This is a genomic window from Micromonospora sp. NPDC050784 (genome assembly GCF_044456765.1).
Classification (GTDB): domain Bacteria; phylum Actinomycetota; class Actinomycetes; order Mycobacteriales; family Micromonosporaceae; genus Micromonospora; species Micromonospora foliorum.
The window spans coordinates 75,404-98,074 of sequence record NZ_JBITGG010000015.1; the positions used below are offsets into that span (position 1 = coordinate 75,404).

Annotated in this window: 20 protein-coding genes and 1 pseudogene; 12 read left to right on the forward strand and 9 right to left on the reverse strand. The window is 73.1% G+C overall.

Features of this window, described 5'->3' with window-relative positions:
• Positions 1–65: 65 nt before the first annotated feature.
• The gene (locus tag ACIBD9_RS20945; protein ID WP_396719927.1) at positions 66–737 is read right to left on the reverse strand and encodes a YitT family protein; all 672 of its coding nucleotides are present in this window, start codon (positions 735–737) and stop codon (positions 66–68) included.
• Between the two features lie 59 nt (positions 738–796).
• Between ACIBD9_RS20945 and ACIBD9_RS20950 the strand changes: the two genes are divergently transcribed.
• Positions 797–2,251 carry a PLP-dependent aminotransferase family protein gene (locus ACIBD9_RS20950; protein WP_396719929.1) on the forward strand — a complete coding sequence of 485 codons (1,455 nt, stop codon included), beginning with the start codon at positions 797–799 and terminating at the stop codon, positions 2,249–2,251.
• Positions 2,252–2,316: 65 nt separating this feature from the next.
• Here ACIBD9_RS20950 and ACIBD9_RS20955 read toward each other — a convergent pair whose 3' ends face one another.
• From ACIBD9_RS20955 to ACIBD9_RS20965, 3 genes are all read right to left on the reverse strand, one after another.
• Positions 2,317–4,143 carry an AMP-dependent synthetase/ligase gene (locus ACIBD9_RS20955; RefSeq protein ID WP_396719931.1) on the reverse strand — a complete coding sequence of 609 codons (1,827 nt, stop codon included), beginning with the start codon at positions 4,141–4,143 and terminating at the stop codon, positions 2,317–2,319.
• Between the two features lie 137 nt (positions 4,144–4,280).
• Positions 4,281–5,156, reverse strand: coding sequence for a terpene synthase (locus tag ACIBD9_RS20960; protein ID WP_396719933.1), 876 nt, complete (start codon positions 5,154–5,156; stop codon positions 4,281–4,283).
• Positions 5,157–5,355: 199 nt separating this feature from the next.
• Positions 5,356–5,985 (reverse strand): TIGR03085 family metal-binding protein, encoded by a 630-nt coding sequence (locus ACIBD9_RS20965; protein WP_396719935.1) that lies wholly within the window; start codon positions 5,983–5,985, stop codon positions 5,356–5,358.
• Between the two features lie 172 nt (positions 5,986–6,157).
• Here ACIBD9_RS20965 and ACIBD9_RS20970 point away from each other — a divergent pair, with 172 nt between their 5' ends.
• The 3 genes from ACIBD9_RS20970 to ACIBD9_RS20980 all read left to right on the forward strand — a co-directional run bounded on the left by ACIBD9_RS20970 (position 6,158) and on the right by ACIBD9_RS20980 (position 10,659).
• Positions 6,158–8,041 carry an ABC transporter ATP-binding protein gene (locus ACIBD9_RS20970; protein WP_396719937.1) on the forward strand — a complete coding sequence of 628 codons (1,884 nt, stop codon included), beginning with the start codon at positions 6,158–6,160 and terminating at the stop codon, positions 8,039–8,041.
• Positions 8,038–9,825, forward strand: coding sequence for an ABC transporter ATP-binding protein (locus ACIBD9_RS20975; RefSeq protein ID WP_396719939.1), 1,788 nt, complete (start codon positions 8,038–8,040; stop codon positions 9,823–9,825). Before ACIBD9_RS20970 ends, ACIBD9_RS20975 begins: the two co-directional genes overlap by 4 nt.
• A gap of 84 nt (positions 9,826–9,909) precedes the next feature.
• On the forward strand, positions 9,910–10,659 hold the full coding sequence (locus tag ACIBD9_RS20980; protein WP_396719941.1) for a DUF2470 domain-containing protein: 750 nt from the start codon (positions 9,910–9,912) through the stop codon (positions 10,657–10,659).
• A gap of 31 nt (positions 10,660–10,690) precedes the next feature.
• On the opposite strand, the gene ACIBD9_RS20985 is transcribed toward ACIBD9_RS20980, so the two are convergent.
• The 3 genes from ACIBD9_RS20985 to ACIBD9_RS20995 all read right to left on the reverse strand — a co-directional run bounded on the left by ACIBD9_RS20985 (position 10,691) and on the right by ACIBD9_RS20995 (position 12,886).
• Positions 10,691–11,287, reverse strand: a complete 597-nt coding sequence (locus tag ACIBD9_RS20985; protein WP_387176260.1) for a TetR family transcriptional regulator — start codon at positions 11,285–11,287, stop codon at positions 10,691–10,693.
• A 91-nt stretch (positions 11,288–11,378) separates the two neighbouring features.
• Complete coding sequence (locus tag ACIBD9_RS20990; RefSeq protein ID WP_396719943.1) at positions 11,379–12,134, reverse strand: ABC transporter permease; 756 nt, start codon at positions 12,132–12,134, stop codon at positions 11,379–11,381.
• Complete coding sequence (locus ACIBD9_RS20995; protein WP_396719945.1) at positions 12,131–12,886, reverse strand: ABC transporter ATP-binding protein; 756 nt, start codon at positions 12,884–12,886, stop codon at positions 12,131–12,133. Before ACIBD9_RS20995 ends, ACIBD9_RS20990 begins: the two co-directional genes overlap by 4 nt.
• A 595-nt stretch (positions 12,887–13,481) precedes the next feature.
• On the opposite strand from ACIBD9_RS20995, the pseudogene ACIBD9_RS21000 reads away from it, so the two are divergent.
• From ACIBD9_RS21000 to ACIBD9_RS21015, 4 genes and pseudogenes are all read left to right on the forward strand, one after another.
• Positions 13,482–13,766, forward strand: a pseudogene (locus ACIBD9_RS21000) (phosphoribosyl-AMP cyclohydrolase); the annotation flags it as partial.
• A 279-nt stretch (positions 13,767–14,045) separates the two neighbouring features.
• Positions 14,046–14,480: a phosphoribosyl-AMP cyclohydrolase gene (gene hisI, locus ACIBD9_RS21005; protein WP_396720109.1), complete on the forward strand. Its 435-nt coding sequence runs from the start codon at positions 14,046–14,048 to the stop codon at positions 14,478–14,480.
• Complete coding sequence (locus tag ACIBD9_RS21010; protein WP_387176266.1) at positions 14,477–16,030, forward strand: anthranilate synthase component I; 1,554 nt, start codon at positions 14,477–14,479, stop codon at positions 16,028–16,030. The genes hisI and ACIBD9_RS21010 overlap by 4 nt, the downstream gene beginning before the upstream one ends.
• Positions 16,027–16,596, forward strand: a complete 570-nt coding sequence (locus ACIBD9_RS21015) for a Trp biosynthesis-associated membrane protein (protein WP_396719947.1) — start codon at positions 16,027–16,029, stop codon at positions 16,594–16,596. Before ACIBD9_RS21010 ends, ACIBD9_RS21015 begins: the two co-directional genes overlap by 4 nt.
• A 148-nt stretch (positions 16,597–16,744) precedes the next feature.
• Here the strand turns inward: ACIBD9_RS21015 and ACIBD9_RS21020 are convergent, their stop codons facing one another.
• Positions 16,745–17,011 carry a hypothetical protein gene (locus tag ACIBD9_RS21020; protein WP_396719949.1) on the reverse strand — a complete coding sequence of 89 codons (267 nt, stop codon included), beginning with the start codon at positions 17,009–17,011 and terminating at the stop codon, positions 16,745–16,747.
• 487 nt (positions 17,012–17,498) lie between these two features.
• Between ACIBD9_RS21020 and trpC the strand changes: the two genes are divergently transcribed.
• From trpC to trpA, 3 genes are read left to right on the forward strand one after another with little or no spacing between them, the layout of a single operon-like run.
• Complete coding sequence (gene trpC, locus ACIBD9_RS21025) at positions 17,499–18,302, forward strand: indole-3-glycerol phosphate synthase TrpC (protein WP_030334428.1); 804 nt, start codon at positions 17,499–17,501, stop codon at positions 18,300–18,302.
• Positions 18,303–18,340: 38 nt separating this feature from the next.
• Positions 18,341–19,579, forward strand: coding sequence for a tryptophan synthase subunit beta (trpB, locus tag ACIBD9_RS21030; RefSeq protein WP_396719951.1), 1,239 nt, complete (start codon positions 18,341–18,343; stop codon positions 19,577–19,579).
• A 1-nt stretch (position 19,580) separates the two neighbouring features.
• A complete protein-coding gene (gene trpA / locus ACIBD9_RS21035) occupies positions 19,581–20,384 on the forward strand; it encodes a tryptophan synthase subunit alpha (RefSeq protein WP_387176274.1) in 804 nt (267 codons plus the stop codon).
• Positions 20,385–20,678: 294 nt separating this feature from the next.
• On the opposite strand, the gene ACIBD9_RS21040 is transcribed toward trpA, so the two are convergent.
• Positions 20,679–21,380, reverse strand: coding sequence for an NUDIX hydrolase (locus tag ACIBD9_RS21040; RefSeq protein WP_396719954.1), 702 nt, complete (start codon positions 21,378–21,380; stop codon positions 20,679–20,681).
• A 102-nt stretch (positions 21,381–21,482) separates the two neighbouring features.
• Here ACIBD9_RS21040 and lgt point away from each other — a divergent pair, with 102 nt between their 5' ends.
• The gene (lgt, locus tag ACIBD9_RS21045) at positions 21,483–22,664 is read left to right on the forward strand and encodes a prolipoprotein diacylglyceryl transferase (protein WP_396719956.1); all 1,182 of its coding nucleotides are present in this window, start codon (positions 21,483–21,485) and stop codon (positions 22,662–22,664) included.
• Positions 22,665–22,671: the final 7 nt, after the last annotated feature.

The window sequence follows — 22,671 nt, forward strand, 5'->3', positions numbered from 1 at the left end:
ACCCACCCTCCAACCGGTACGCGGCACCACCGCCACGTACCGGTCCGCGGACGGTCGGTGAGGGTTCAGCCGGCCGGGGTGGCCGGCGCGGGGCTACCCGGCGGGGGCGCGGCGCTGTCGGGTGTGGTGCCCTCCGGCACGGCGAACAGCGGGATGAAGAACTGGGCCAACGGGCCGATGGCCAACGCGTACGCGACGGTGCCCACGCCGACCGTGCCGCCGAGCAGCCAGCCCAGCGCCAGCACGGTGACCTCGATGACGGTGCGCACCAGCCGGACCGACCGGCCGGGCCGGCGGGCCACGTACCCGGTCATCAGGCCGTCGCGGGGGCCGGGCCCCAACCGGGCGCCGAGGTAGAGGGCGGTGGCGGCGCCGTTGGCGACGATCCCGGTGACCAGCATCGCGATCCGGACGCTGAGCGGGCCACCCGCGGGCAGCAGGGCCAGGGTGGCGTCCACGACCAGGCCGATCACCACGACGTTGCTGACCGTGCCGAGGCCGGGCCGCTGCCGCAGCGGGATCCAGAGCAGCAGGACCAGCGCGCCGACGCCGATGGTGACCGTGCCGAAGGAGAGCCCGGTCAGCTCGGAGAGGCCTTGGTGGAACACGTCCCACGGGTCGAGGCCCAGGTGGGAGCGGATCATCAGGGCCATGCTGACGCCGTAGAGCGCGAGCCCGAGGTAGAGCTGGACCAACCGTCGAACCGGCCGGTGCCGCAGATTGCCAAGCAGTGCCATGCATGCCACCCTAGGTGCCAATCCTCGTCGAGGAAGAAGCCAATATCCGAGGAGTGGCTATGACCGGGCAGGTGCGCGGCGTCCAATTGGCCCGTCTGCTCGGGCAGTGGCATGCCCTGCCGGGCCGCCGCCGCAGCCCCGACTACGCCGCTCTGGCCGGCACGGTGCGCGGGCTGCTCGCCGACGGCCGGCTGCCGCTGGGCGTCCGACTGCCGGCCGAACGGGAGCTGGCCGAGGCGCTGCGGATCAGCCGGACCACGGTCACCGCCGCCTACCGCCAGCTACGCGAGACCGGGCACCTGGCCAGCCGTCGGGGTGCCGGCAGCTGGACGATGCTGCCCGGCAACCACCGGGTGGCCAGCACCGGCCTGTGGACCCCGCTGGACGACCGGGAGATGCTCGACCTCGGCGTCGCCGCGCTGGCTGCCCCGCCGCAACTGCTGTCGGCCGCCCGGGCCGCCACCGAGGACCTGCCCCGCTACCTGAGCGGAGCCGGATACCACCCGACCGGCATCATCGAGCTGCGCGAGGCGGTGGCCGACGCGTACACCGCCCGGGGTCTGCCCACCTCGGCCGACCAGATCATGGTCACCAGCGGCACCCAGCACGCACTGGATCTGGTGCTGCGGCTCGCCCTGGCCCCGGGCGGCACCGTGCTGGTCGAGTCCCCGACCTACCCCAACGCCCTCGCCGCGCTGGCCGGCCGGCGGGCCCGGATCACCACCCACGGTCTGGCCGCCGACGCCGGCTGGGAGCCCGACCTGCTGCTGGGCAGTCTCCGGCAGACCCGGCCCAAGCTGGCCTACCTGATTCCGGAGTTCCAGAACCCGACGGGGCACCTGATGCCCGCCTCGCTGCGCGAGCGCGTGGTGGCCGCCGCGCACGCGGTCGGCACCGACCTGATCATCGACGAGTCCTTCGTGGACCTGTCGATGGACGGCACCGAGGTGCCACCCCCGGTCGCCACCTACGACCGGCACAGCCGGGTGGTCAGCATCGGGGGGATGAGCAAGCCCTACTGGGGTGGCCTGCGGATCGGCTGGGTGCGCGCGTCCGCGCCGCAGGTGCAGCGGCTGGCCGCCGTGCGGGTCGGGGTCGACATGGCCAGCCCCGTGTTGGACCAACTGGTCGCGGTGCACCTGCTCGCCGACGCCGAGGCCATCGTCGCCGACCGTCGCGTCCAGTTGGCCGTCCAGCGGGACGCCCTGCTCGGCGCGCTGGCGCACCGACTGCCGGAGTGGCGGGTGACCGTGCCCCGGGGTGGCGTGACGCTCTGGGCCGAGCTGGACGGCCCGGTCTCGAGCGCGCTGGCCCGAGCCGCGGAGGAGGTCGGTGTACGGCTGGCGCCCGGCCCCCGGTTCGGCCTGGACGGCACCCTGGAGCGTTTCCTGCGGCTGCCGTTCACCCTGCCCGCGGCGGACCTCGTGGAGGCGGTCGGACGGATCGCCGCGGTCCGCTACGACCTGGACCGGGCCGGCCGCCAGCGGTGGCGCGAGCCGGCCGTCATCGCCTGAGGCCCCTCGGCCACGAACGCCGGTGGCCCCGCACCCGAGCGGGGTACGGGGCCACCGGCGACGCGTCAGAGCTCGGCGAGGGTGCCGGCGTACATCTTGTCGATCTCGGCGGCGAAGTTGCTCTCCACACCACGCCGCTTGATCTTCAACGACGGGGTGATCTCGCCGTCCTCGATGGTCAGGTCGCGCGGCAGGATGGCCACCTTCTTGATGGTCTCCCAGCGGTTGAGCTTGGCGTTGAGCTGGGCGACGTACTCCTCGACCATCGTCTGGGCCTCCGCCGACGCGACGATCTCGGTGTAGCTGCGCCCCTCCAGCGGACCGCCGGCGACCCAGCCCCGGATCGCGTCCGGGTCCAGCGTGACCAGCATCGTGCAGAAGTTGCGGGCCTGACCGACGACGACCGCCTGCGAGGTGTACGGGCAGATGGCCTTGAACATGCCCTCGATGTGCGACGGCGCGATGTACTTGCCGCCCGAGGTCTTGACCAGGTCCTTCTTGCGGTCGGTGATGCGGAGGTAGCCCTGCTCGTCGAGGGTGCCGATGTCACCGGTCCGGAAGAAGCCGTCCTCGGTGAACGAGGCGGCGGTCTCCTCCGGCAGGTTGTGGTAGCCGCGCATCACCGGCCGACCCCGCACCAGGATCTCCCCGTCGGTGTCGATCTTGCACTCCAGGTCGCCCATCGCCCGGCCCACCGTGCCGATCCGCAGCCCGGCCGGGGGGTTGACGAAGTTGCCGGCGCTGGTCTCGGTCAGGCCGTAGCCCTCGGAGATCGGCAGGTTCGCGGCGGCGAAGAAGGTGGCGATCTCCGGGCTGAGCGGCGCGGCGCCGGACACCAGCACCCGCATCCGGCCGCCCAGGCGGGCCTGGAGCTTGCTGAACACCAACTTCTCGGCCAGCCCGTAACGCAGCTTCAGCCCGGCCGGCACCGGCTTGCCGGCCTGCTCCAGGGTGACCTTCTCCTTGCCGACGCCAACCGCCCAGCCGAAGATCTTCGCCTTCGCGCCGCCGGCGCCCTGCGCGGTGGTCACGGCCTTGTTGTAGACCTTCTCGAACACCCGAGGAGCGCCGCACATCAGCGTCGGACGAATGACCGAGAGGAGGTCGACGAGCTTGTCCACCCGCCCGTCGACGTAGGTGGGCAGGCCGACGTGGATGGCGCCGCAGAGCAGGGTCTTGCCGAACGAGTGGGCCAGCGGCAGCCACAGGTACTGCAGGTCGTCGTCGCGCAGCAGCCCGACCTCCGCCTGCGCCACGGCCTCCCAGCACCAGCCGCCGTGCAGCAGCTCGACGCCCTTGGGTTGGCCGGTGGTGCCGGAGGTGTAGATCAGGGTGGCCAGGTGGTCCGGGCCGATGCCGGCCACCAGCATGTCGATCAGCTCCGGCTCGGCGGCCAGCGCCTGCGCGCCGCGCTCCTCCAGCTCGGCGAGCGTCAACTGCGGAATCGCGGCGGTCGGGTCGACGGCGCCGTCGAGGAGCACCACATGGGTGAGCGCGGGCAGGGTCGCCCCGGCGATCTTCGCCGCCTGGGCCGGGTTCTCCGCGAACAGCACCTTCGACCCGGAGTCGGCGATGATGTACGTCGCGTCGGCCGGCTCGGTGGTCGGGTAGACGGTGGTGGTCGCGCCGCCGGCGCACATGATGCCGAGGTCGGCGATCACCCACTCCAGCCGGGTGTTGGCGAGGATCGCGACCGGGTCCTCCTGGCCGACGCCCAGGCCGTGCAGGCCGGCGGCGACCGCCTTGGCACGTTGGCCGACCTGCGCCCAGGTCAGCCAGACCGGCCCCGAGTCGTCGGGGTTCGGGGACGCGAACGCGTTCCGGTCGGGGGTGGCCGCCACGCGCTTGAGAAACATGTCCGGGATGGAGCGGTACGGTACATCGAGAGCCATCGCTGTAGCCGCCTTCGGGGGTGGTGGCGTGACGGTCGTCACGTCATGATGGTTACCGAAGAGTATTGCCTGTCGGCGTGCATCGGCTAGCCCCGGTGATCGTCCGGCCGTCCCATCCCACCAACCGGTACGGTCGATCAGGCGTACCGGGCAGCCACCACTGACCAGTCGTAGGTGGCCCGGACCCAGTTGCGCCGGGCGACCAACGCGTCGCGGATCCGGTCGTCGCCGGCGGCGCGGAGTGCCTCCTCCGCGTCCAGGTACGTCGCCAAGCCCTGGTTGAACCGGTGTGCCGCACTCCGCAGCGCGGTCGCCTCGTCCGCGTTGCTGTCCTGGGCGATCACCGTGACCAGATTGTGTGCGTCCGGGTCGGCCTGGCTCTCCTTGCCGTAGGAGAAGAGGTCGTTGCACCAGCAGACCAGGTCCACCGCCAGCAGGTCCAGGGCGACCAGCCCCGGGTCGGCGCGCTGGGTCGGCCCGGAGGGCCGTGTCGACGCCAGGTCGGTCAGGGTGAGGCAGGGATGCACGCCGCCGATGTGCCGGCGCAGTTGCATGTACTCCGCCACCTCCGGTACGCGCCGACGTTCCCGGTTGCCCGCCTCCCAGAGCAGCGCCAGCAGGTACTCCCGCATCTGGCTGACGAAGCGCAGCAGCAGCCCCGCGTGGTCGTGCAGCCGGGTCCGGCGGCAGAGGTCGTGCAGCGCGTCACCCAGTGGCCCGACGGCGGGCGGTACGACGTCCGGGTCACCGCACCGGTCCAGCACGTCGAGCAGGGTGCTGATCGCCGGGCCCATTCGGACCGGGTCGGCGCCGAGGCCGTCCTCGTCGCAGGCGTCGTCCATCACGAAGAGCCAGCTGATCAGGTCGGTGAGCAGCCGCAGCCCCTCCGTCGAGCCGTCCGGGCAGGCGCGACCGGCCAGCCCGGCGGCATCGGCCCGTTCCAGGCGGCGCACTCGTTGGCTGGAATCGACCAGCCCGAACGTGCGCGCCCACTCGATGCTCTCACTCGCCACCTGTTCCGTGGCCCGATGGCGGCCCGTGGGAAACGGGGGTTCCCGCAGCGCCGAAATCGCGAAGTCCCGCACAGTGCGCCCCCACTTCGTGCCGCTCGGCGCGGAGCGGCGCGGTGAAGCGTACGGGAGGAGGTATCAGTATGTTTCGCTGGGTGTGGGAAACTCCACAGCTATCCCGTGACCGTTTACGCACACAGAGTCACATGCCCAGGTCGGCGGCGCGCAGTCGCCGGGCCGCCTCCGCCGAACCGCTCAGCTGGACCCGGGCCACCCGTTGCCGGCCGGAGAAGAACAGCACCAGCTCGGCCGGGGCGCCGACCAGGCGCAGCGGCTCGCCGCCGCGACCGACGGAGACCTCACCGTGGCCGGGCGCCTGCACGTAGAGGTCCGCCGGAAACCGGCGCAGTGCCAGCCGGGCAATCGGGGTCGCACGTTTCCAGAGCGCGCTCTGCAGGCCGGTGGGCAGATCGCGCGGCTGCCACCCGGAGCCGGCCCGTCGGACGTCCTCGTGATGGATGAAGAACTCCATCGTGTTGGCCAGCTCGTCGGTCACCGGGTTGCTGACGGGGCTCCACAGCGGCGGTCGCCGCACCTGCGCCACCAGTTCGGGGTAGGGCTGTGCGGCGAGTCGCCGGCGGACCCGCTCGGCGTAGCCGCGCAGCGGTGGCAGCACGATCCCACCCGCCGCGTCCGGACGGCGCTCCCGCAGCACCAGATGCGCGGCGAGATCACGGGTCGCCCAGCCCTCGTTGATCGTCGGGGCGGCCGGCCCGAGGGCCAGCAGAAGATCGGCCAGCGCCTCGCGCTCGGCTCGGGCGTACCGCGGCATGGCCCGATCGTAGGCCCGGTGGCCGGTCGGCGCGCGACGGCGGACACCCGTCGGCGCCGGCGGCACGCCGCCGTCCGGTACGTGATGGTCGACATATCCAGTCAGGGTCGGCGGTGCTGGCCCTGACCGGTAAGGATGAGGGAGATAATTGCGGCTTACGGCGGGGGAGAGTGTGGCGAGCAAGACAAGTCGGGACGTTCTCAGTCGAGGGCTGGGGGTCCTGCGGCAGGCCATCCGTGAGCAGCCGCGGATTTTCGCGGTGGCGGTCGTCGGCAGCGTGCTCTTCGGCGGGATGATCATTGTCAGCGCCCGGGTCGTCGGGTCGGTCATCGGAGAGGTGGCGCTCCCGGCCATCGAACGCGGCGAGGTGGGCGCCGGCACCCTGGCGCTGGCCGCGACCGCGTTGTTCGGGATCAGCGTGCTGCGGGTGGCCGGCATCTTCGGCCGTCGGCTCGGCGCCGGCTACATGCAGTACCGCCTCCAGGCCTCCTACCGCCGCAGGGTCACCCGCCGCTACCTGGAGCTGCCGCTGTCCTGGCACCACCGCAACTCCACCGGCACCCTGCTCTCCAACGCCAACTCCGACGTGGAGGCGGCCTGGTACCCGATCGCGCCGCTGCCGTTCGCCGTCGGCACGTTGGTGATGCTGGTCGGCGCGATCGTGTCGCTCTTCGCCACCGACTGGGCGCTCGCCCTGGTCGGCCTCGCGGTCTTTCCCGCGCTGTTCGCGCTCAACGTCGTCTACTCCCGCCGGATGGCCCCCCGCCAGGCCCGGGCGCAGCGGCTGCGCGCCGAGGTCAGCGGCATCGCCCACGAGAGCTTCGACGGCGCCCTGGTGGTCAAGACGATGGGCCGCGAGGCCCAGGAGACCGCCCGGTTCGCGGGCCGCGCCGGTGAGCTGCGCGACTCGCTGATCGCGGTCGGCCGGCTGCGCGGCATCTTCGACCCGCTGCTGGAGACGCTGCCCAGCCTCGGCACCCTCGCTGTGCTGGTGGTCGGGGCGTTCCGGCTGCGCCAGGGCGCGATCAGCGTGACCGAGCTGGTAAGTGTGGCCTTCCTCTTCACCGTGCTGGCCTTTCCGGTGCGGGCCATCGGTTGGGTGCTGGCCGAGCTGCCGCGCAGCGTCGCCGGCTGGGACCGGGTCCGCCGGGTGCTCGACGCCACCGGCGAGATGCCGTACGGGCAGCGGGTGCTCGACCCGGCCGGCGCCGGCCCGGCCACCCTCACCTTCGACGACGTGCACTACTCCTACCCGCCGGCCGAGGCGCACCCGCCCGGCGCGCAGGTCCTCGGCGAGGTCGGCTTCACGGTGCCGTCCGGCCGGACGGTGGCCCTGGTGGGGCCCACCGGTGCCGGCAAGTCCACCATCGCCTCGCTGGCGGTGCGCCTCGTCGACCCGGACTCCGGCACGGTGCTCCTGGACGGCGTGGACGTGCGCGAGCTGACCTCCGCGTCGCTGGCCGGCACGGTCGCCCTGGTCGCCCAGGTGCCCTTCATCTTCGACGACACGGTCCGCGCCAACATCGCCCTCGACCGGCCCGGTGTCGACGACGAGGTGGTCTGGGCGGCGCTGCGGCTGGCCGAGGCGGACGGTTTCGTCGCCGCGCTGCCCGATGGTCTGGACACCATGGTCGGCGAGCGGGGCACCTCGCTCTCCGGCGGCCAGCGCCAACGGCTCACCCTGGCCCGCGCGCTGGCCGGTCGACCGCGCCTGCTGGTGCTCGACGACGCGACAAGCGCGGTCGATCCTCGAGTGGAGGCGGCCATCCTGGCAGGGCTGCGGTCGTCGACCGCCCAGGCGGGGGTTCCGGCCGCGTCGATCCTGGTGGTGGCGTACCGCCGGGCCACCATCGCGCTCGCCGACGAGGTCATCTACGTGGAGCAGGGACGGGTGATCGCCCGGGGCACCCACAGCGAGTTGTTGGCCACCGTGCCCGGGTACGTCGACCTGGTCACCGCGTACGAGCAGGCCGAGGTCGAGCGTGCGCAGGAGAGTTCGTACGGCGACGACGTGGCGCCGCTGCCGTCGGGCCTGGAAATCGAGGTGGACCGATGACGTCTACGGAAACGAGTGACACGCAGGAGGCTCGGGAGGAGACGACCTGGCAGACCCTGCGTCGGGGCCTGGCGCTCTCGCCGGAGCTACGGACCGGCCTGGCCGGCACGTTGGCCCTGGCGTTGGTCTACATGGTCGGTCGGGTTGCCGTGCCGGTCGCCGTGCAGCAGGGCATCGACCGGGGCCTCGTCGGTGGTCTGAATCTGAACGTGGTCTGGTCGGTGGTGGCGGTCACCGCGGCGATCCTGACGATCACCACGATCTGCGGCTACCTGATGATGCGCCGGCTGTTCACGGTCAGCGAGACGGCGCTGGCCAACGTCCGGACCCGGGCGTTCCGGCACGTGCACGACCTGTCGATGTTGCACCAGCAGTCCGAGCGGCGGGGTTCGCTGGTCTCGCGGGTGACCAGCGACGTCGACCAGATCACCCAGTTCCTCCAGTGGGGCGGGGTGATCCTGCTGGTCAACCTCGGTCAGCTGGTGGTCACCACCGCCGTCATGCTGGCGTACTCCTGGCAGTTGACCCTTGTGGTGTTGGCCGCGTTCCTGCCGGCGGTGTTCGTGATCCGGCAGTTGCAACGCCGCCTCGGCACGGCGTACGCGACGGTGCGCCAGCGCACCGGGACGCTGCTCGGCGCGATCGGCGAGAGCGTGGTGGGCGCACCGGTGATCCGGGCGTACGGGATCGCCGGGCGCACCGAGCGGCGGCTGGACGAGGCGATCGACCGGCAGCGGCTGGCGCAGCAGCGGGCGATCCGGATCAGCATCGTGGGCAGCTCGGTGGGGGAGTTGGCGGCCGGGCTGGCGCTGGCCGGCGTGGTGGTGCTCGGCGTGCTGTTGGGGGTGGACGGCACGCTGTCGATCGGCCAGCTGACCGCGTTCCTGTTCCTGGTGACGCTCTTCATCCAGCCGGTGCAGATCGCCACCGAGGTGCTCAACGAGGCGCAGAACGCGATCGCCGGCTGGCGTCGGGTGCTGGACGTGCTGGACGTCGCTCCGGACGTGGCCGACCCGGGCGAGCAGGGGCGGCAGCTGCCGGGCGGGCCACTGGACATCCGGTTCGCCGGTGTGCGGTTCGCCTACCCGGGTGGTCCGCCGGTGCTGCACGACATCGACCTGGAGATCCCGGCGAAGAGCCGGGTGGCGGTGGTCGGTGAGACCGGCAGCGGCAAGACCACCTTCGCGAAGTTGCTGACCCGTTTGATGGACCCGTCGGCCGGGGCGGTGCTGCTGTCCGGGGTGCCGCTGACGGACGTCCGGTTCGACTCGCTGCGCTCGCGCGTGGTGATGGTGCCGCAGGACGGGTTCCTCTTCGACGCGACGGTGGGGGACAACGTCCGGTTCGCTCGGCCGGAGCTGACCGACGAGCAGTTGAGCGCCGCCTTCACCGAGCTGGGCCTGTCGGACTGGCTGGAGGGTCTGCCGGCGGGCCTGGACACCCCGGTCGGCGAACGCGGCGAGGCGCTCAGCGTCGGCGAGCGGCAGCTTGTCGCGTTGGCCCGCGCGTACGTGGCCGACCCGGACCTGCTGGTGCTCGACGAGGCGACCAGCGCGGTGGACCCGGCGACCGAGGTGCGGTTGCAGCGCACGCTGGACGCGGTCACCCGAGGTCGGACCACGCTCGCGATCGCCCACCGGCTCTCCACGGCCCAGGCCGCCGACGAGGTGATCGTGGTGGACCGGGGTCGGGTGGTCCAACGCGGCCCGCACGACGAGCTGGTCCGCGACGCCGACTCGGTGTACGGCCTGCTCTACGCCTCCTGGCTGGAGCAGACCCGGTGAGGTGCGGCGGTGTGGTGGACGCCGGCGGGCGGGTGCTCTAGGCTCCGGGTTAGGTAAGCCTAACCTTTGAAGGAGGTCGCGCCCATGCGGCCCAACTCCGCCGAGATCGTCCGTACCCTCGTCGCCGGCCGCCTGCCCGGTCTCGTGCACCTGGCCCACCGGCCGGGCCCGCACCACGCCCGGCACGTCACCGACGCGGACGGGCGGGTGCTGCTGCTGGTGCCGGTGGCCAGCTACCTGGCCGCCGCCCTGCAACCGGCCGCCGGAGGCAGCGACGTCGCGGTGGTGCTCGACGTGCTCGACCTGCCGCCCGCTGCCGGCGCGCCCGGCCTGGGTCGCGCCTGGGTGTCCGGCTGGGCGGCCGAGCTGCGCGGCGACGAGGCCCGCCACGCGGCTGTCGACTTCGCCGCGGTGGAGCCCACCGGCGACCTGCTCGACCTGGGCACCCGGTTCCGGCTGTTCCGCTTCGAGGTGGTCGAGGTCCGCTGGGAGCGGGCCGGCGTCGTGCGGCGGATCGACCCGGTGGAGTACGCCGAGGCCGAGCCGGACCCGGTGCACCCGGTCGAGGGCCGCCTGCTCGCCGACCTCGCCGAGTGCCACGGCGCCGAGGTGACGGAGTACCTGCGCCGGCAGCTCGGGTTGACCGCGCAGACCCCGGACGGGCCGCCCCGGGTGGTGCGCATCGACCGCTACGGGCTGGTGGTCGCCCTCGGCCAACCCGGTGCCCGGCGTCGGGTCCGGCTGGCCTTCCCGGGCCCGGTGGCCGACCCGGCCGAGCTGCCGCGGCTGCTGCCGCCGCTGCGCCTCACGGCCGACGCCCGTCCGCCAGGCTGAGCAGGCACGCAGGGTCGGCCGGGCTGTCGGGTCAGCTCGGCAGCGGACCGGTGATGTAACGCTGGATGGTCGGACCGACCGCCGCGGCCAGAGTTTCCGGGTCCGCCGAGGCGACCGGCTCCAGGCGCACCACGTGCCGCATCATGGCCAGGCCGATCATCTGGGTGGCCACCAGGGAGCCCCGCAGCGGTAGTTCGGCCGGGTCGACGTCGAAGTTTTCGAGCACCCGGCGCAGCACCTGTGTGGTGATGAACTCGCGTAGCAGCCGGGCGGTCCACTCGTTGCTGACCGCCGAGCGCAACAGGGCCACCCCCGCGCTGCCGGCCGGAGAGTCCCAGACTCCGAGGAAGATGCGCACCATCCGCTCGCCGACGGCGTCCCGGTCACCGGCGAGCACCTGCGGCACCAGCTGACCAGGGTCAACCGGAAAGTTCATGGCGGCCAGGAAGAGCTGGTCCTTGCTGCCGAAGTAGTGGTGCACCAGTGCCGGGTCGACCTCCGCCGTGCCGGCGATGGCCCGGATCGAGGCGGCGTCGAAGCCACGTTCGGCGAACGCCGTCCGCGCCGCGTCGAGAATCGCCTCCCGGGTGCCCGGTTTGCCGGGTCGCCGGCCGGTCCGCCGCGTCATCGCCGCCCTTCGTTCGTCCACCTGGGCCCGTCGTGGCCCGGCCCACCACGGGGTCGGCTGCCGCGCTGGCCGCCGACCCCAGGGCCGGCGGTCAGCCGCTGCGTCGACGCAGGGTGGCCGCCGCGAGCACCAGCGCCAGCACCACAGCGCCGAGCACCACCGCGACGTCGCGCCACATCCGGCCGGTCGGCTCGGCGTGGCCGCCGACCTCCTGCAACGCCTCGATGGCGTACGACAGGGGGAAGGCGTCACTGAGCGCCTGGAGCCAGCCGGCCATCTGGTCGCGGGCCACGAACAGCCCGCAGAGCAGCAGTTGGGGGACCACCACGACTGGCAGGAACTGTACTGCCTGGAACTCGGTGCGCGCGAAGGCACTGCACAGCAGCCCGAGGGCGACGCCGAGCACGGCGTCGAGCACGGCGATCCCGAGTACGAGCCCGATGCTGCCGGCGGTGTCCAGATCGAAGATCCAGTACGCCACGGCGGCGGCCACGGCGGCCTGCACGGCGGCGGCAAGCCCGAACGCGATGCCGTACCCGAAGAGCAGATCGAGCTTGCCCAGCGGTGTGGTGAGCAGGCGCTCCAGCGTGCCCGAGGTGCGTTCCCGCAGCATGGCGATGCTGGTGACCAGAAACATGATCACGAAGGGGAAGATGCCGAGCATCACCAGCGCGATCCGGTCGAAGGTGCTCGGCTGGCCGGGCGGGGTCGGCTGGTCGGCGTACATGAAGTAGACCAGGGTGAGCAGGACGGCCGGCACCACCACGAGCAGCGCGATGGTTCGGCGGTCGTGCCGGAGTTGACGCAGGATGCGGCCGGTGGTGGCGGCGAGGATTCGCGGGTTCATGCTGTCTCCCGTGCGGCTGTCGCGTCGGTGCTGGTGGAGGCGGCCTCGCCGGCCCGGATGAGCCGCAGGAACGCCTCGTCGAGGTCGTCCACACCGGCGGCGGCGCGGATCGCTGCCGGGCTGTCGTCGGCGATCAACCGCCCCTGGCGGATCAGCAGCAGGCGGTCGCAGCGCGCCGCCTCGTCCATCACGTGGCTGGACACCAGCAGGGTGGTGCCGGCGGCGGCCATCGCGTGGAACCGGGCCCACAGGTCGGCCCGCAGCACCGGGTCCTGACCGACGGTCGGCTCGTCGAGGATGACCAGCTCTGGCTCCCCGACCAGGGCACACGCCAGCGAGGCTCGGCTGCGTTGACCGCCGGAGAGGGTGCCGACCAGTTGACCGGCGGCCTCGGCCAGCCCGACATCGCTGATCGCCCGATCGGCCTCGACGCGCCCACGCCCGTACAGGGCCGCGAAGTAGCGGGCGTTCTCCCGCACGGTCAGGTCCGCGTAGACGCTCGGCGCCTGGGTCAGGTAGCCCACCCGGTGCCGCAGCGCCGGGGTGCCCGCCGGTTGGCCGAGCACGGTGACCGACCCGCCGCTGACCAGCTGCACGCCGACCACGGCGCGCATGAACGTGGTCTTGCCGCTGCCGCTGGGGCCGAGCAGCCCGGTGACCGCCCCGCGCGGGACCCGGCAGCTGATGCCGTCCAGCACCCGCCGCCCACCCCGGTCGACGACCAGGTCTCGGACGGCTATCGCATCGTCCATCACGCACCTCCACAGAAACTCATCACCTGTTGAACTCAACGCTAGATGAAATACTGCGGCGTGCGCAACGCCGCGCCGACGTCCGGCTGGCGGCCATCGCGCGGAGCGCGAGAACGGGCAGTAGGCTCCGGACCGGACACGAAGTCCGCCATCGGGCATTGCGCGCCGATCGGACGTACGGCACGATGGCGCGGTGGGTCACGCTCCGTTACCGGATAGCGGTTTTCTTGAGGATTGGGCCGCGCGGTTGCGGCAGGCCGCCGAGCGGCCGGTCGTCGGCATCCTGTTGCGCGGCAGCCATGCCCGCCGCGCCGCCACCGCACACAGCGACGTCGACCTCGACGTGTTGGTGGGCGGCGCCCCGTACGCGGCCCGCCGGGCCTACCTGGCGGAGTCCGCAGGCCAGGTCACGCACGTCTCGGTGGCCGCCCGCGACGTCCGGTCCTGGGTGGACCGCCTCGGCGAACCGGCCGACTGGGCGTTCGGGCTGCCGGTCACCGCGCCGGCGCGGCTGCTCTGGGCCGACCCACACTGGCGGCCCCGGATCGACCTTCCGGTGCTCTGCCAGCCCGCCGAACCACCCCGACTGGAAGAGATGATCGCCACGCTGGGTAAGGCCGCCGCCGCCCGCGCGGCCAGCGACCGCCTCGGGGTCCGGCTCGCCGTCGCCGACCTGGCGCGGCTCTGCCCCTCCGTGCTGCGCCCGGCCAACCCGTCGGTGCGGGTCCACTCCCGCCGGGCGGCCTTCGCGGCGGCCCTGGAACTGCCGGTGGCCCCGCCCGGCTACCGGACGGACATGCTGCTCTGCCTCGGGCTGCGTCCGGGCGCCACCGGGCAGCTCTGGGCCGCCGCCGTACGGCTGGTCGCCGGCACGCTGCCGTTGATCCGGCCGTACGCCGAGGAGATCGCCGACACGGCCGGCGCGGACCTGGCCGCCGCCCTGGTCGACGGCCGGCTGGACCGCTATGTCGCGCAGCTGGCCCGGCCGGCCGGGCCCCCGCCGCAGCCCCGGCCCTCGTCGCAGTCCGGGCCCTCGTCGCAGTCCGGGCCCTCGTTGCAGCCCCGACTCTCGCCGCAGCCCCGGCCCTCGGGGCCTCCGCCGTCGCCCTGGCGGGAGCGGTCGGCGGTGCCCGCGCCGCGTGCGGGAGAATTGGCGACTGTGCCCGTACCTGAACCGCCGGTGACCGGCGTCCCCAGCGATCCGAACGAGCTGGCCGCGCCCGCGCCGGCGCGCCCGTCCCGGCTCGACCCGGCCATCGCGGCCCGGCTGCGCCGCAGCGCCGATGGCCTGGTCGCCGCCGTGGTGCGTGCGCACGACTCCGGTGAGGTGCTGATGGTCGCCTGGATGGACGACGAGGCGTTGCACCGCACCCTCACCACCGGCCGGGCCACCTACTGGTCGCGCAGCCGACGCGAATACTGGGTCAAGGGCGCCACCTCCGGTCACCACCAGTACGTGCGGTCGGTCGCCCTGGACTGCGACGGGGACGCGCTGCTGGTGAGCGTCGACCAGGTCGGCGCGGCCTGCCACACCGGCCACCGCACCTGCTTCTTCACCGAGCTTCCCGTCACGGGGACGGAGGCACACCAATGACCGACGGCACGCTCAGCCCCGACCTGGCCACCTTCACCGAGCTGGCCGCCCACTGGCGGGTCGTGCCGGTCACCCGGCGCCTGCTGGCCGACGCGGAGACCCCGGTCGGGGTCTACCGCAAGCTGGCCGGTGGACCGGGCACCTTCCTGTTGGAATCGGCCGAGCAGGGCGTCGGCTCGGCCGGCATGGCCTGGTCGCGGTACTCGTTCATCGGCGTACGCAGCAGCGCGACCCTGATCGAACGCGACGGCGTGGCGACCTGGCTCGGTCAGCCGCCGGCCGGGCTGAGCACCGAGGGTGACCCGGTGCGGATGCTGCGGGAGACGGTTGCGGCGCTGGCCGGCCCGGTCGGGGACCCGTCCGACGGTCTGCCGCCGCTGACCGGGGGCATGGTCGGCTACCTCGGCTACGACCTGATCCGGCGCTTCGAGCGGTTGCCCGAGCTGACCGAGGACGACCTGGGCGTCCCGGAGCTGGGCATGATGCTCGCCACCGACCTGGTGGTGCTCGACCACTACGACGGCTCGGCGATCCTGGTCGCCAACGCGGTGCTGCCACCGTTGGACGCCCCGGACCGCGCCCCGCAGGTCGCCGCCGCCTACCACCACGCGGTGGGCCGGTTGGACGCGATGACCACGGCCTTGTCGCGGCCCATCCCGCCGATGATCTCCACCGTCGAACGTCCGCCGGCCGGCGAGGTGCTCTGCCGTACGCCCGACGGCGGTTACCCGAAGGCGGTGGAGGCGGCCAAGGAGGCGATCCGGGCCGGCGAGTGCTTCCAGATCGTGCTCTCCCAGCGCTTCGAGCGGACGACCCACGCCGACCCGCTGGACGTCTACCGGGTGCTGCGCACCAGCAACCCCAGCCCGTACATGTACCTACTCCGCTTCGACGGGTTCGACATCGTCGGCTCGTCCCCGGAGGCGCACCTGAAGGTCACCGGGGCCGCGGACGGGCGCCGCCGGGCGTTGCTGCACCCGATCGCCGGCACCCGGCCCCGAGGTGGCACCCCCGCCGCCGACGCCGCGCTCGCCGCCGAGCTGCTGTCCGACCCGAAGGAACGGGCCGAGCACGTGATGCTTGTCGACCTCGGCCGCAACGACCTGGGTCGGGTCTGTCAGCCCGGCAGCGTGGAGGTGCCCGAGTTCGCCACCATCGAGCGGTACAGCCACGTCATGCACATCGTCTCCACCGTCACCGGCACGCTGCGTGACGACCAGACCGCCTTCGACGCGCTGGCCGCGACCTTCCCGGCCGGCACGCTCTCCGGGGCGCCCAAGGTGCGTGCCATGGAGATCATCGAGGAGTTGGAGCCGGTCCGCCGCGGCCTCTACGGCGGCACCGTCGGCTACTTCGGCTTCGGCGGCGACCTGGACATGGCGATCGCCATCCGGACCGCGCTCATCCGCGATGGCCGCGCCTACGTGCAGGCCGGGGCGGGGGTGGTCGCCGACTCGGACCCGGCCGCCGAGGACCAGGAGACGCGGAACAAGGCCGCGGCCGTCCTGGCCGCGATCGCGGCCGCCGAAACCCTCCGGCCGGCCCGGTGAACGGCCGGCGCGCGTTGACGTACGCCGTGCTGTTCTGCCTGGCCGGCGCGGGCCTGGCGCTGTGGGCCGCGACGCGCAGCTGGTCGGTCGAGTTGACGGTCCGTCCGGCCCCGCTGCCGCCGGTGCGCGACACCCGCAGCGGTGCGAGCCTGCTGCCCTGGCTGCCGGCGTTGGCCCTGGTGACCCTGGCCGGGGGTGGGGCGGTGCTGGCCACCCGGGGCCGCCTGCGTCGGGTGCTCGGGGTGCTGCTCGGCGTGCTAGGCCTGGCGGTGGCGGCCGGCGGCGGGTACGGGCTGGTGGCCGACGTCGGCGGCGCGGTGAGCCGGCAGTGGCCGGCGTTGTGCCTGCTCGGCGGACTGCTGGCCGCCGTGGGCGGCTGGTGGACGGCGGTGCGGGGCGGTGACTGGCCGGCGATGGGGGCGCGGTACGAACGTCCGGCGCGGACGGCTCCGGAGGCCTCGTCGGCGCAGAGCGACCCGGCCGGGCCACCGACGCCGTTGGCGGGGCGGCGGACCACCGAGGCGTGGGACGCGCTGGACCGGGGCGAGGACCCGACGACCGACTGACGCAACGGCAAGTACCTGCCGGGCCAGCCGCCGCCGGCCGCGGTGACCGACTGACGCAACGGCCTCGGTGGCCGACTCACGCAACGGCCGTGGTGGCCGACCGAGGCGGTTGCCGTGGTGGCTGAGTGACGCGACGGTCGGCAAGCTGTCAGCCGACCGGCTGGCGCTCCCACTGGGCGCGGCTGCTGGCGGCGCGGGCGGCGGTCAGCTCGGCGACCAGGCGGTTCAGCTCGGCGCGCTGGTCGGCGCGGGCCCGGTCGGCGCAGACCGCCTCCCAGGCGTTGCCCCGTGCCGTCCGCATCCGTCCCTCGCCCACCACGGCCCGTTCCACGGTGTGCACCACTCCCACGGCGAGCGACGCCACCGTCCGCGAGATGGTGGTCAGTCCGATCGTGTGCGGCTCGGAAATGCTCATGGTCACCTCGCACGAGGAGTTGCTCCGGTCGGGGCAGGCGCGCCATCGAGTCTGCCCGAGGACGATGCTCGCCGGTCGACGTTTCGCCGCGGTGACCGCCCGGTCAACTGTCTCGCCTCGGCCGTGACCAGGGACCGTCCGTTCGGCCTTGAGCTTGCTCACAACATCGATCAGCGTCGTTGCCGGAGGGCGCGGACTCGAAACTGGTGGCATGATCGATGGATCGGCCCGGTCTGACTGCGGCCGCCAGGCTCCATACCGCGTGACGGTGGTCGATACCGGAGGTGGCGCTGCGTGACAACCCGTTCACGGCAAGTCGGCCATTATGCCGCAGCCCTTTTCGTGAGCAGCGCCATACCCCCGGCATTCGGCGTCGGTCGGCTGCCCCTAGCATCGGCCCATGACGCCCGGAGAGGGGAGTCCGTTCGTGACTGCTGAGCATGCGCACGCGGAGGGGGACGAGGCCGGCCAGGCAGCGTCCGTAAGCGTGCTCGACGAGATCCTGGCTGGCGTACGTGAAGACGTCGCCCGACGCCAGGAGCAGGTTCCGCTGGAGCGGATCCGTGAACTGGCAGCGGCGGCGCCACCGCCCATGGACGCCTACGCGGCGCTGCGCAAGCCCGGCGTCGCCGTGATCGCCGAGGTGAAGCGCTCGTCGCCGTCCAAGGGCCGGCTGGCCGAGATCGCCGATCCGGCCGACCTCGCGGTCGACTACGCGGCCGGCGGGGCGCGGGCGATCAGCGTGCTGACCGAGGGGCGCTGGTTCGGCGGTTCGCTGGACGACCTGGCGGCTGTCCGTGCCGCGGTCACCGTGCCGGTGCTGCGCAAGGACTTCGTGGTCTCCAGCTACCAGATCCACGAGGCGCGCGCGCACGGCGCCGATTTGGTTCTGCTGATCGTCGCCGCACTCGAGCAGAACGTCCTGATGGGCCTGCTGGAGCGGATCGAGTCGCTGGGCATGACCGCTCTGGTCGAGGTGCACGACGAGGAAGAGGCCGACCGCGCGCTGGAGGCCGGCGCGCAGGTGATCGGGGTCAACGCCCGTGACCTGCGTACCCTGGAGGTCGACCGGTCGGTGTTCGAGCGGATCGCGCCCGGCCTGCCCAGCAGCGTCGTCAAGATCGCCGAGTCCGGCGTTCGTGGCCCGCACGACCTGATCCGGTACGCCTCCGCGGGTGCCGACGCGGTCCTCGTGGGCGAGGGCCTGGTCACCCAGAAGAGCCCCCGCGAGGCGGTCGCCGAGTTGGTCAACGCCGGTAACCACCCGGCAACGCCCCGGCCGGTGCGCTGACCCCGCGCCGGTCTGACGTCCCAGCGAGAGGATTCCCGATGAGCGCCGACGCGCTGGCCCCGGTGGCCGGCCCGCAGCCCGACTCCGCCGGCCACTTCGGCCGCTTCGGCGGTCGGTTCGTTCCCGAGGCCCTGGTGGCCGCGCTGGACGAGCTCGACGGGGCGTGGCGTACGGCGATGGAGGACGAGTCCTTCCGGGCCGAGTTCGGCGCCCTGCTGCGCGACTACGCCGGCACGCCGTCGCTGCTCTACGAGGCCCGGCGGTTCTCCGCGAAGGTCGGCGCGCGGGTGCTGCTCAAGCGGGAGGACCTCAACCACACCGGTGCGCACAAGGTGCGCAACGTGCTCGGTCAGGCGCTGCTCACCAAGCGGATGGGCAAGACCCGGGTGATCGCGGAAACCGGCGCCGGGCAGCACGGTGTCGCGACCGCGACCGCCGCCGCCCTGTTCGACCTGGAGTGCGTGGTCTACATGGGCCAGGTCGACACCGAGCGGCAGGCGCTCAACGTGGCCCGGATGCGGATGCTCGGCGCGACAGTCATTCCGGTCACCAACGGTTCACGCACCCTCAAGGACGCGATGAACGAGGCGATGCGCGACTGGGTGGCGAACGTCGACGAGACGCACTACCTGATCGGCACCGCCGCGGGCCCGCACCCGTTCCCGGCGATGGTGCGCGACTTCGTCCGGGGCATCGGTGACGAGGCCCGCCAGCAGTGCCTGGACCTCACCGGCGGGCTGCCGGACGCCGTCACCGCCTGCGTCGGCGGCGGCTCCAACGCGCTCGGCATCTTCCACGCGTTCGTGGGCGACGAGGCCGTGCGTTTGTACGGCTTCGAAGCCGGTGGCGACGGGGTGGCCACCGGCCGGCACGCGGCGAGCATCACCGGCGGGTCCGCCGGTGTGCTGCACGGCACCCGCACCTTCGTGCTCCAGGACGCCGACGGGCAGACCCTGGAGTCGCACTCGATCTCGGCCGGCCTGGACTACCCCGGCGTCGGGCCCGAGCACGCGTGGCTGCACGACACCGGCCGGGCGAACTACCTGCCGGTCACCGACGCCGAGGCGATGGCCGCCTTCGAGTTGCTGTGCCGCACCGAGGGCATCATCCCGGCGATCGAGAGCGCACACGCGCTCGCCGGCACCGTCGCGCTGGCCCCGAAGCTCGCCGCGGAGCTGGGCCGGGAGCCCACCATCGTGGTCAACCTCTCCGGGCGGGGCGACAAGGACGTGCACACCGCCGGCGACTACTTCGGCATCCTCGACAAGGAGCGGTGAGATGAGCCGGATCGGGGTGGCCTTCGACAAGGCCCGCGCCGACGGACGGGCACTGCTGGTCGGCTGCATGCCGGCCGGTTTCCCCACCGTCGAGGGCAGCATCGCCGCGATGACCGCCATGGTCGAGGCCGGTGTCGACGTCATCGAGGTGGAGATCCCCTACTCCGACCCGGTGATGGACGGGCCGGTGATCCAGCGGGCCAGTGACATCGCGCTGGCCGGGGGCGTACGCACCGCGGACACGATGCGCATCATCGAGGCGGTGGCGGCCACCGGCGCTCCGGTGGTCACCATGACCTACTGGAACCCGGTCGAGCGGTACGGCGTGGACGTCTTCGCCCGTGACCTCGCCTCCGCAGGCGGCACCGGCCTGATCACCCCGGACCTCATCCCCGAGGAGGCCGACGAGTGGCTGGCCGCCTCGGACGCGCACGGGCTGGACCGCACGTTCCTGGTCTCGCCGTCGTCCACCGACGCCCGGCTGGCGATGACGGTGGGGCACTGCCGCGGCTTCGTCTACGCGACCGCCGTGATGGGGGTGACCGGTGCCCGGGCGCGTACCTCGGACGCCGCCCCGACGCTGGTCTCCCGGGCCCGCGCGGTCACCGATTTGCCGATCGGTGTCGGCCTGGGTGTGGGCACCGGCGCGCAGGCCGGCACCGTCGCCGGTTACGCCGACGGGGTGATCGTGGGCAGCGCGCTGGTCCGGTGCGTGCTCGACGCGTCCACCGAGGCCGACGGGCTGGCCGCCCTGCGCACGCTCAGCGCCGAGTTGGCCGAGGGCGTCCGCAACCCCACCCGCTGAGCCCGTCCCCGCCGATCCTGTCCCCGCCGGGTCCGGTCCGCCGCGTCCGGCCCGCCGGCCGTGTCCTCGCTGGCCCTGTCCTCGCCGGCCCGGCCGGCTCACCCCTCGGCGCTCGTGCCGGCGCAGCGGCCGGCCGAGCCGAACACCGCGCAGCGCGCGGGACATGTATGTCTGGTGAGCGGTATGACTGTGAGTCATAAATATGACTCACAGTCATACCGCTTAACCGCATGTGGCTTGGCAGGCGAGGGCTGTCCGAGACCACCCGACGGACCTCGGGACGGTTGCGGCCTGTCAGGGGTGTAGGGACGGATCAGCGGCCTCGCCGCGTTGCTCCGGAGGCTGCCCCGCCCCCGGATGCCCGTCCTGGCCGGTCGCGGGCCGCTGCCCGTCGTGGCTGGTTCGCGGTCGCTGCGTGTCGTGGCCGGCCGTGGGTCGCTGCCCGTCGTGACTGGTCCCCGGCCGCCGCGCGTCCTGGGCGGTCGTCGGCCGGCCGTCCCCGGCTGGGCGGGCCACCGGCAGTGGCGCGGTGGCGGCGGTGCCGGGCGTCCGGGGGACGTCGCGGAGCACGCCGGAGCGGCCGGCGGTCGCGTCGGTGACGGCGGCACGGGTGAGCGGGGTGACCACCTCGGGCAGCGTGTCGGGGAAGTGCCAGGACAACCGGCAGCCCGGCGGCGGGTCGGTGACGGGTCGGACCCCGGCCGCGCGGGCCCGGAACACGTGCACGAGGACGTCGGGCAGCGGCCCGGCCCGTCCGGCCGCGGCCTCCCCGGAAGGGCCACTCAGGTGGTAGACGCCGACCAGGTCGATCAGCTCGATGTCCCAGCCTGTCTCCGCGCGGATGTCTCGTAGGGCCGCCCGCACCGGGCCCTCGGCCGGACGCAACCGCCCACCGGGCAACGCGTAGCGGCGCGCACCCCGGCCCTGCTGGCAGAGCAGCACCCGACCGGTGTCGTCGGTGACGACCGCGGCGACCGCCCAGGTGAGCGCGCTCATGGACAAAGAGCCTACGGCGGTGCAAACCAGAAGTCACCGGGATGCGCGCTCCAGCGGCCCGGGGTGCCGCTGCGGGGGTGTGCAGCGGTAGCGTGTGCACCCGTGACCCTCGCCTCGCTCTCCCCCCAGGCGGCCCTGCCCAGTCCCAGCACCGCGGTCTGGCAACTCGGGCCGGTGCCGATCCGGGCCTACGCGCTCTGCATCATCGCCGGCATTGTGCTGGCCTGCTGGGTGACGGAGCGCCGGCTGCGGCAGCGCGGCGTCGCACCGGGCGCGGTGCTCGACATCGCCGTCTGGGCGGTGCCCGCGGGCATCATCGGCGCCCGGATCTACCACGTGGTCACCTCACCGGAGAAGTACTTCGGCGCCGGTGGGGACCCGATGAAGGCGTTCGCCATCTGGGAGGGCGGTCTCGGCATCTGGGGCGCGGTCGCCGGCGGCGCGGTCGGTGCCTGGATCGCGGCCCGACAGCTCGGCATTCCGTTCGGCGTGGTGGCCGACGCGCTGGCCCCCGGGCTGCCGCTGGCCCAGGCGGTCGGCCGCATCGGCAACTGGTTCAACAACGAACTCTTCGGTGGCCGGACCACCCTGCCGTGGGGCCTGGAGATCCACCGGATGGACCCGGACAACCCCGGGCACGCGCTCCGGGACGACGCCGGGCAGCCGATCCTCGAACCGGGTCTCTACCAGCCCACCTTCCTCTACGAGGCGCTGTGGAACCTCGGCGTCGTGGCCCTGGTGCTCATCGTCGACCGCCGGCTCAAGCTCGGCCGGGGCCGTGCGTTCGCGCTCTACGTGATGGGTTACACCGTCGGCCGGTTCTGGATCGAGCTGATGCGCACCGACGAGGCCAACCAGATCCTCGGCGTCCGTCTCAACGTCTGGACCGCCGCCCTGGTCTTCCTCGGCGCCCTCATCTACTTCGTCCGGGTGCGTGGCCCTCGGGACTACCTGATCCCGCTCGGCCCGGCGGCGACGACGACTCCGCCGCCCACGTCCGACCTGTCCCAGGTCGACCTCTCCGAGCGGGAGACCCCGGCGCGGGCCGCCGCGCCGGAGGGCTACCGGGTGGTGAGCGAGGAGCAGTACGCCGCCTGGCAGGACACCGGCGTCGTACCGCCGGCGCCCGACGACGACACCCGGCCGGCCGACGGCGAGCAGTCCGGCGAGGTGGCAGCCACCGACCCCGCGTCGAGCGACGACGAGCCTGCGGACGACCCGTCCGCCGCTCGCACCGAACGGGCCGACGCCACCGGCGTGCGTCCCGCCGACCGGGACAGCTGAGCGGGGG

Excerpts from the sequence above, each read along its gene's own strand:
- ACIBD9_RS20945 (WP_396719927.1), bottom strand. The coding sequence starts at position 737 with ATGGCACTGCTTGGCAATCTGCGGCACCGGCCGGTTCGACGGTTGGTC.
- ACIBD9_RS20950 (WP_396719929.1), top strand. The coding sequence starts at position 797 with ATGACCGGGCAGGTGCGCGGCGTCCAATTGGCCCGTCTGCTCGGGCAG.
- ACIBD9_RS20955 (WP_396719931.1), bottom strand. The coding sequence starts at position 4,143 with ATGGCTCTCGATGTACCGTACCGCTCCATCCCGGACATGTTTCTCAAG.
- ACIBD9_RS20965 (WP_396719935.1), bottom strand. The coding sequence starts at position 5,985 with ATGCCGCGGTACGCCCGAGCCGAGCGCGAGGCGCTGGCCGATCTTCTG.
- ACIBD9_RS20975 (WP_396719939.1), top strand. The coding sequence starts at position 8,038 with ATGACGTCTACGGAAACGAGTGACACGCAGGAGGCTCGGGAGGAGACG.
- ACIBD9_RS20980 (WP_396719941.1), top strand. The coding sequence starts at position 9,910 with ATGCGGCCCAACTCCGCCGAGATCGTCCGTACCCTCGTCGCCGGCCGC.
- ACIBD9_RS20985 (WP_387176260.1), bottom strand. The coding sequence starts at position 11,287 with ATGACGCGGCGGACCGGCCGGCGACCCGGCAAACCGGGCACCCGGGAG.
- ACIBD9_RS20990 (WP_396719943.1), bottom strand. The coding sequence starts at position 12,134 with ATGAACCCGCGAATCCTCGCCGCCACCACCGGCCGCATCCTGCGTCAA.
- ACIBD9_RS20995 (WP_396719945.1), bottom strand. The coding sequence starts at position 12,886 with ATGGACGATGCGATAGCCGTCCGAGACCTGGTCGTCGACCGGGGTGGG.
- ACIBD9_RS21010 (WP_387176266.1), top strand. The coding sequence starts at position 14,477 with ATGACCGACGGCACGCTCAGCCCCGACCTGGCCACCTTCACCGAGCTG.
- ACIBD9_RS21020 (WP_396719949.1), bottom strand. The coding sequence starts at position 17,011 with ATGAGCATTTCCGAGCCGCACACGATCGGACTGACCACCATCTCGCGG.
- trpB (WP_396719951.1), top strand. The coding sequence starts at position 18,341 with ATGAGCGCCGACGCGCTGGCCCCGGTGGCCGGCCCGCAGCCCGACTCC.
- trpA (WP_387176274.1), top strand. The coding sequence starts at position 19,581 with ATGAGCCGGATCGGGGTGGCCTTCGACAAGGCCCGCGCCGACGGACGG.
- ACIBD9_RS21040 (WP_396719954.1), bottom strand. The coding sequence starts at position 21,380 with ATGAGCGCGCTCACCTGGGCGGTCGCCGCGGTCGTCACCGACGACACC.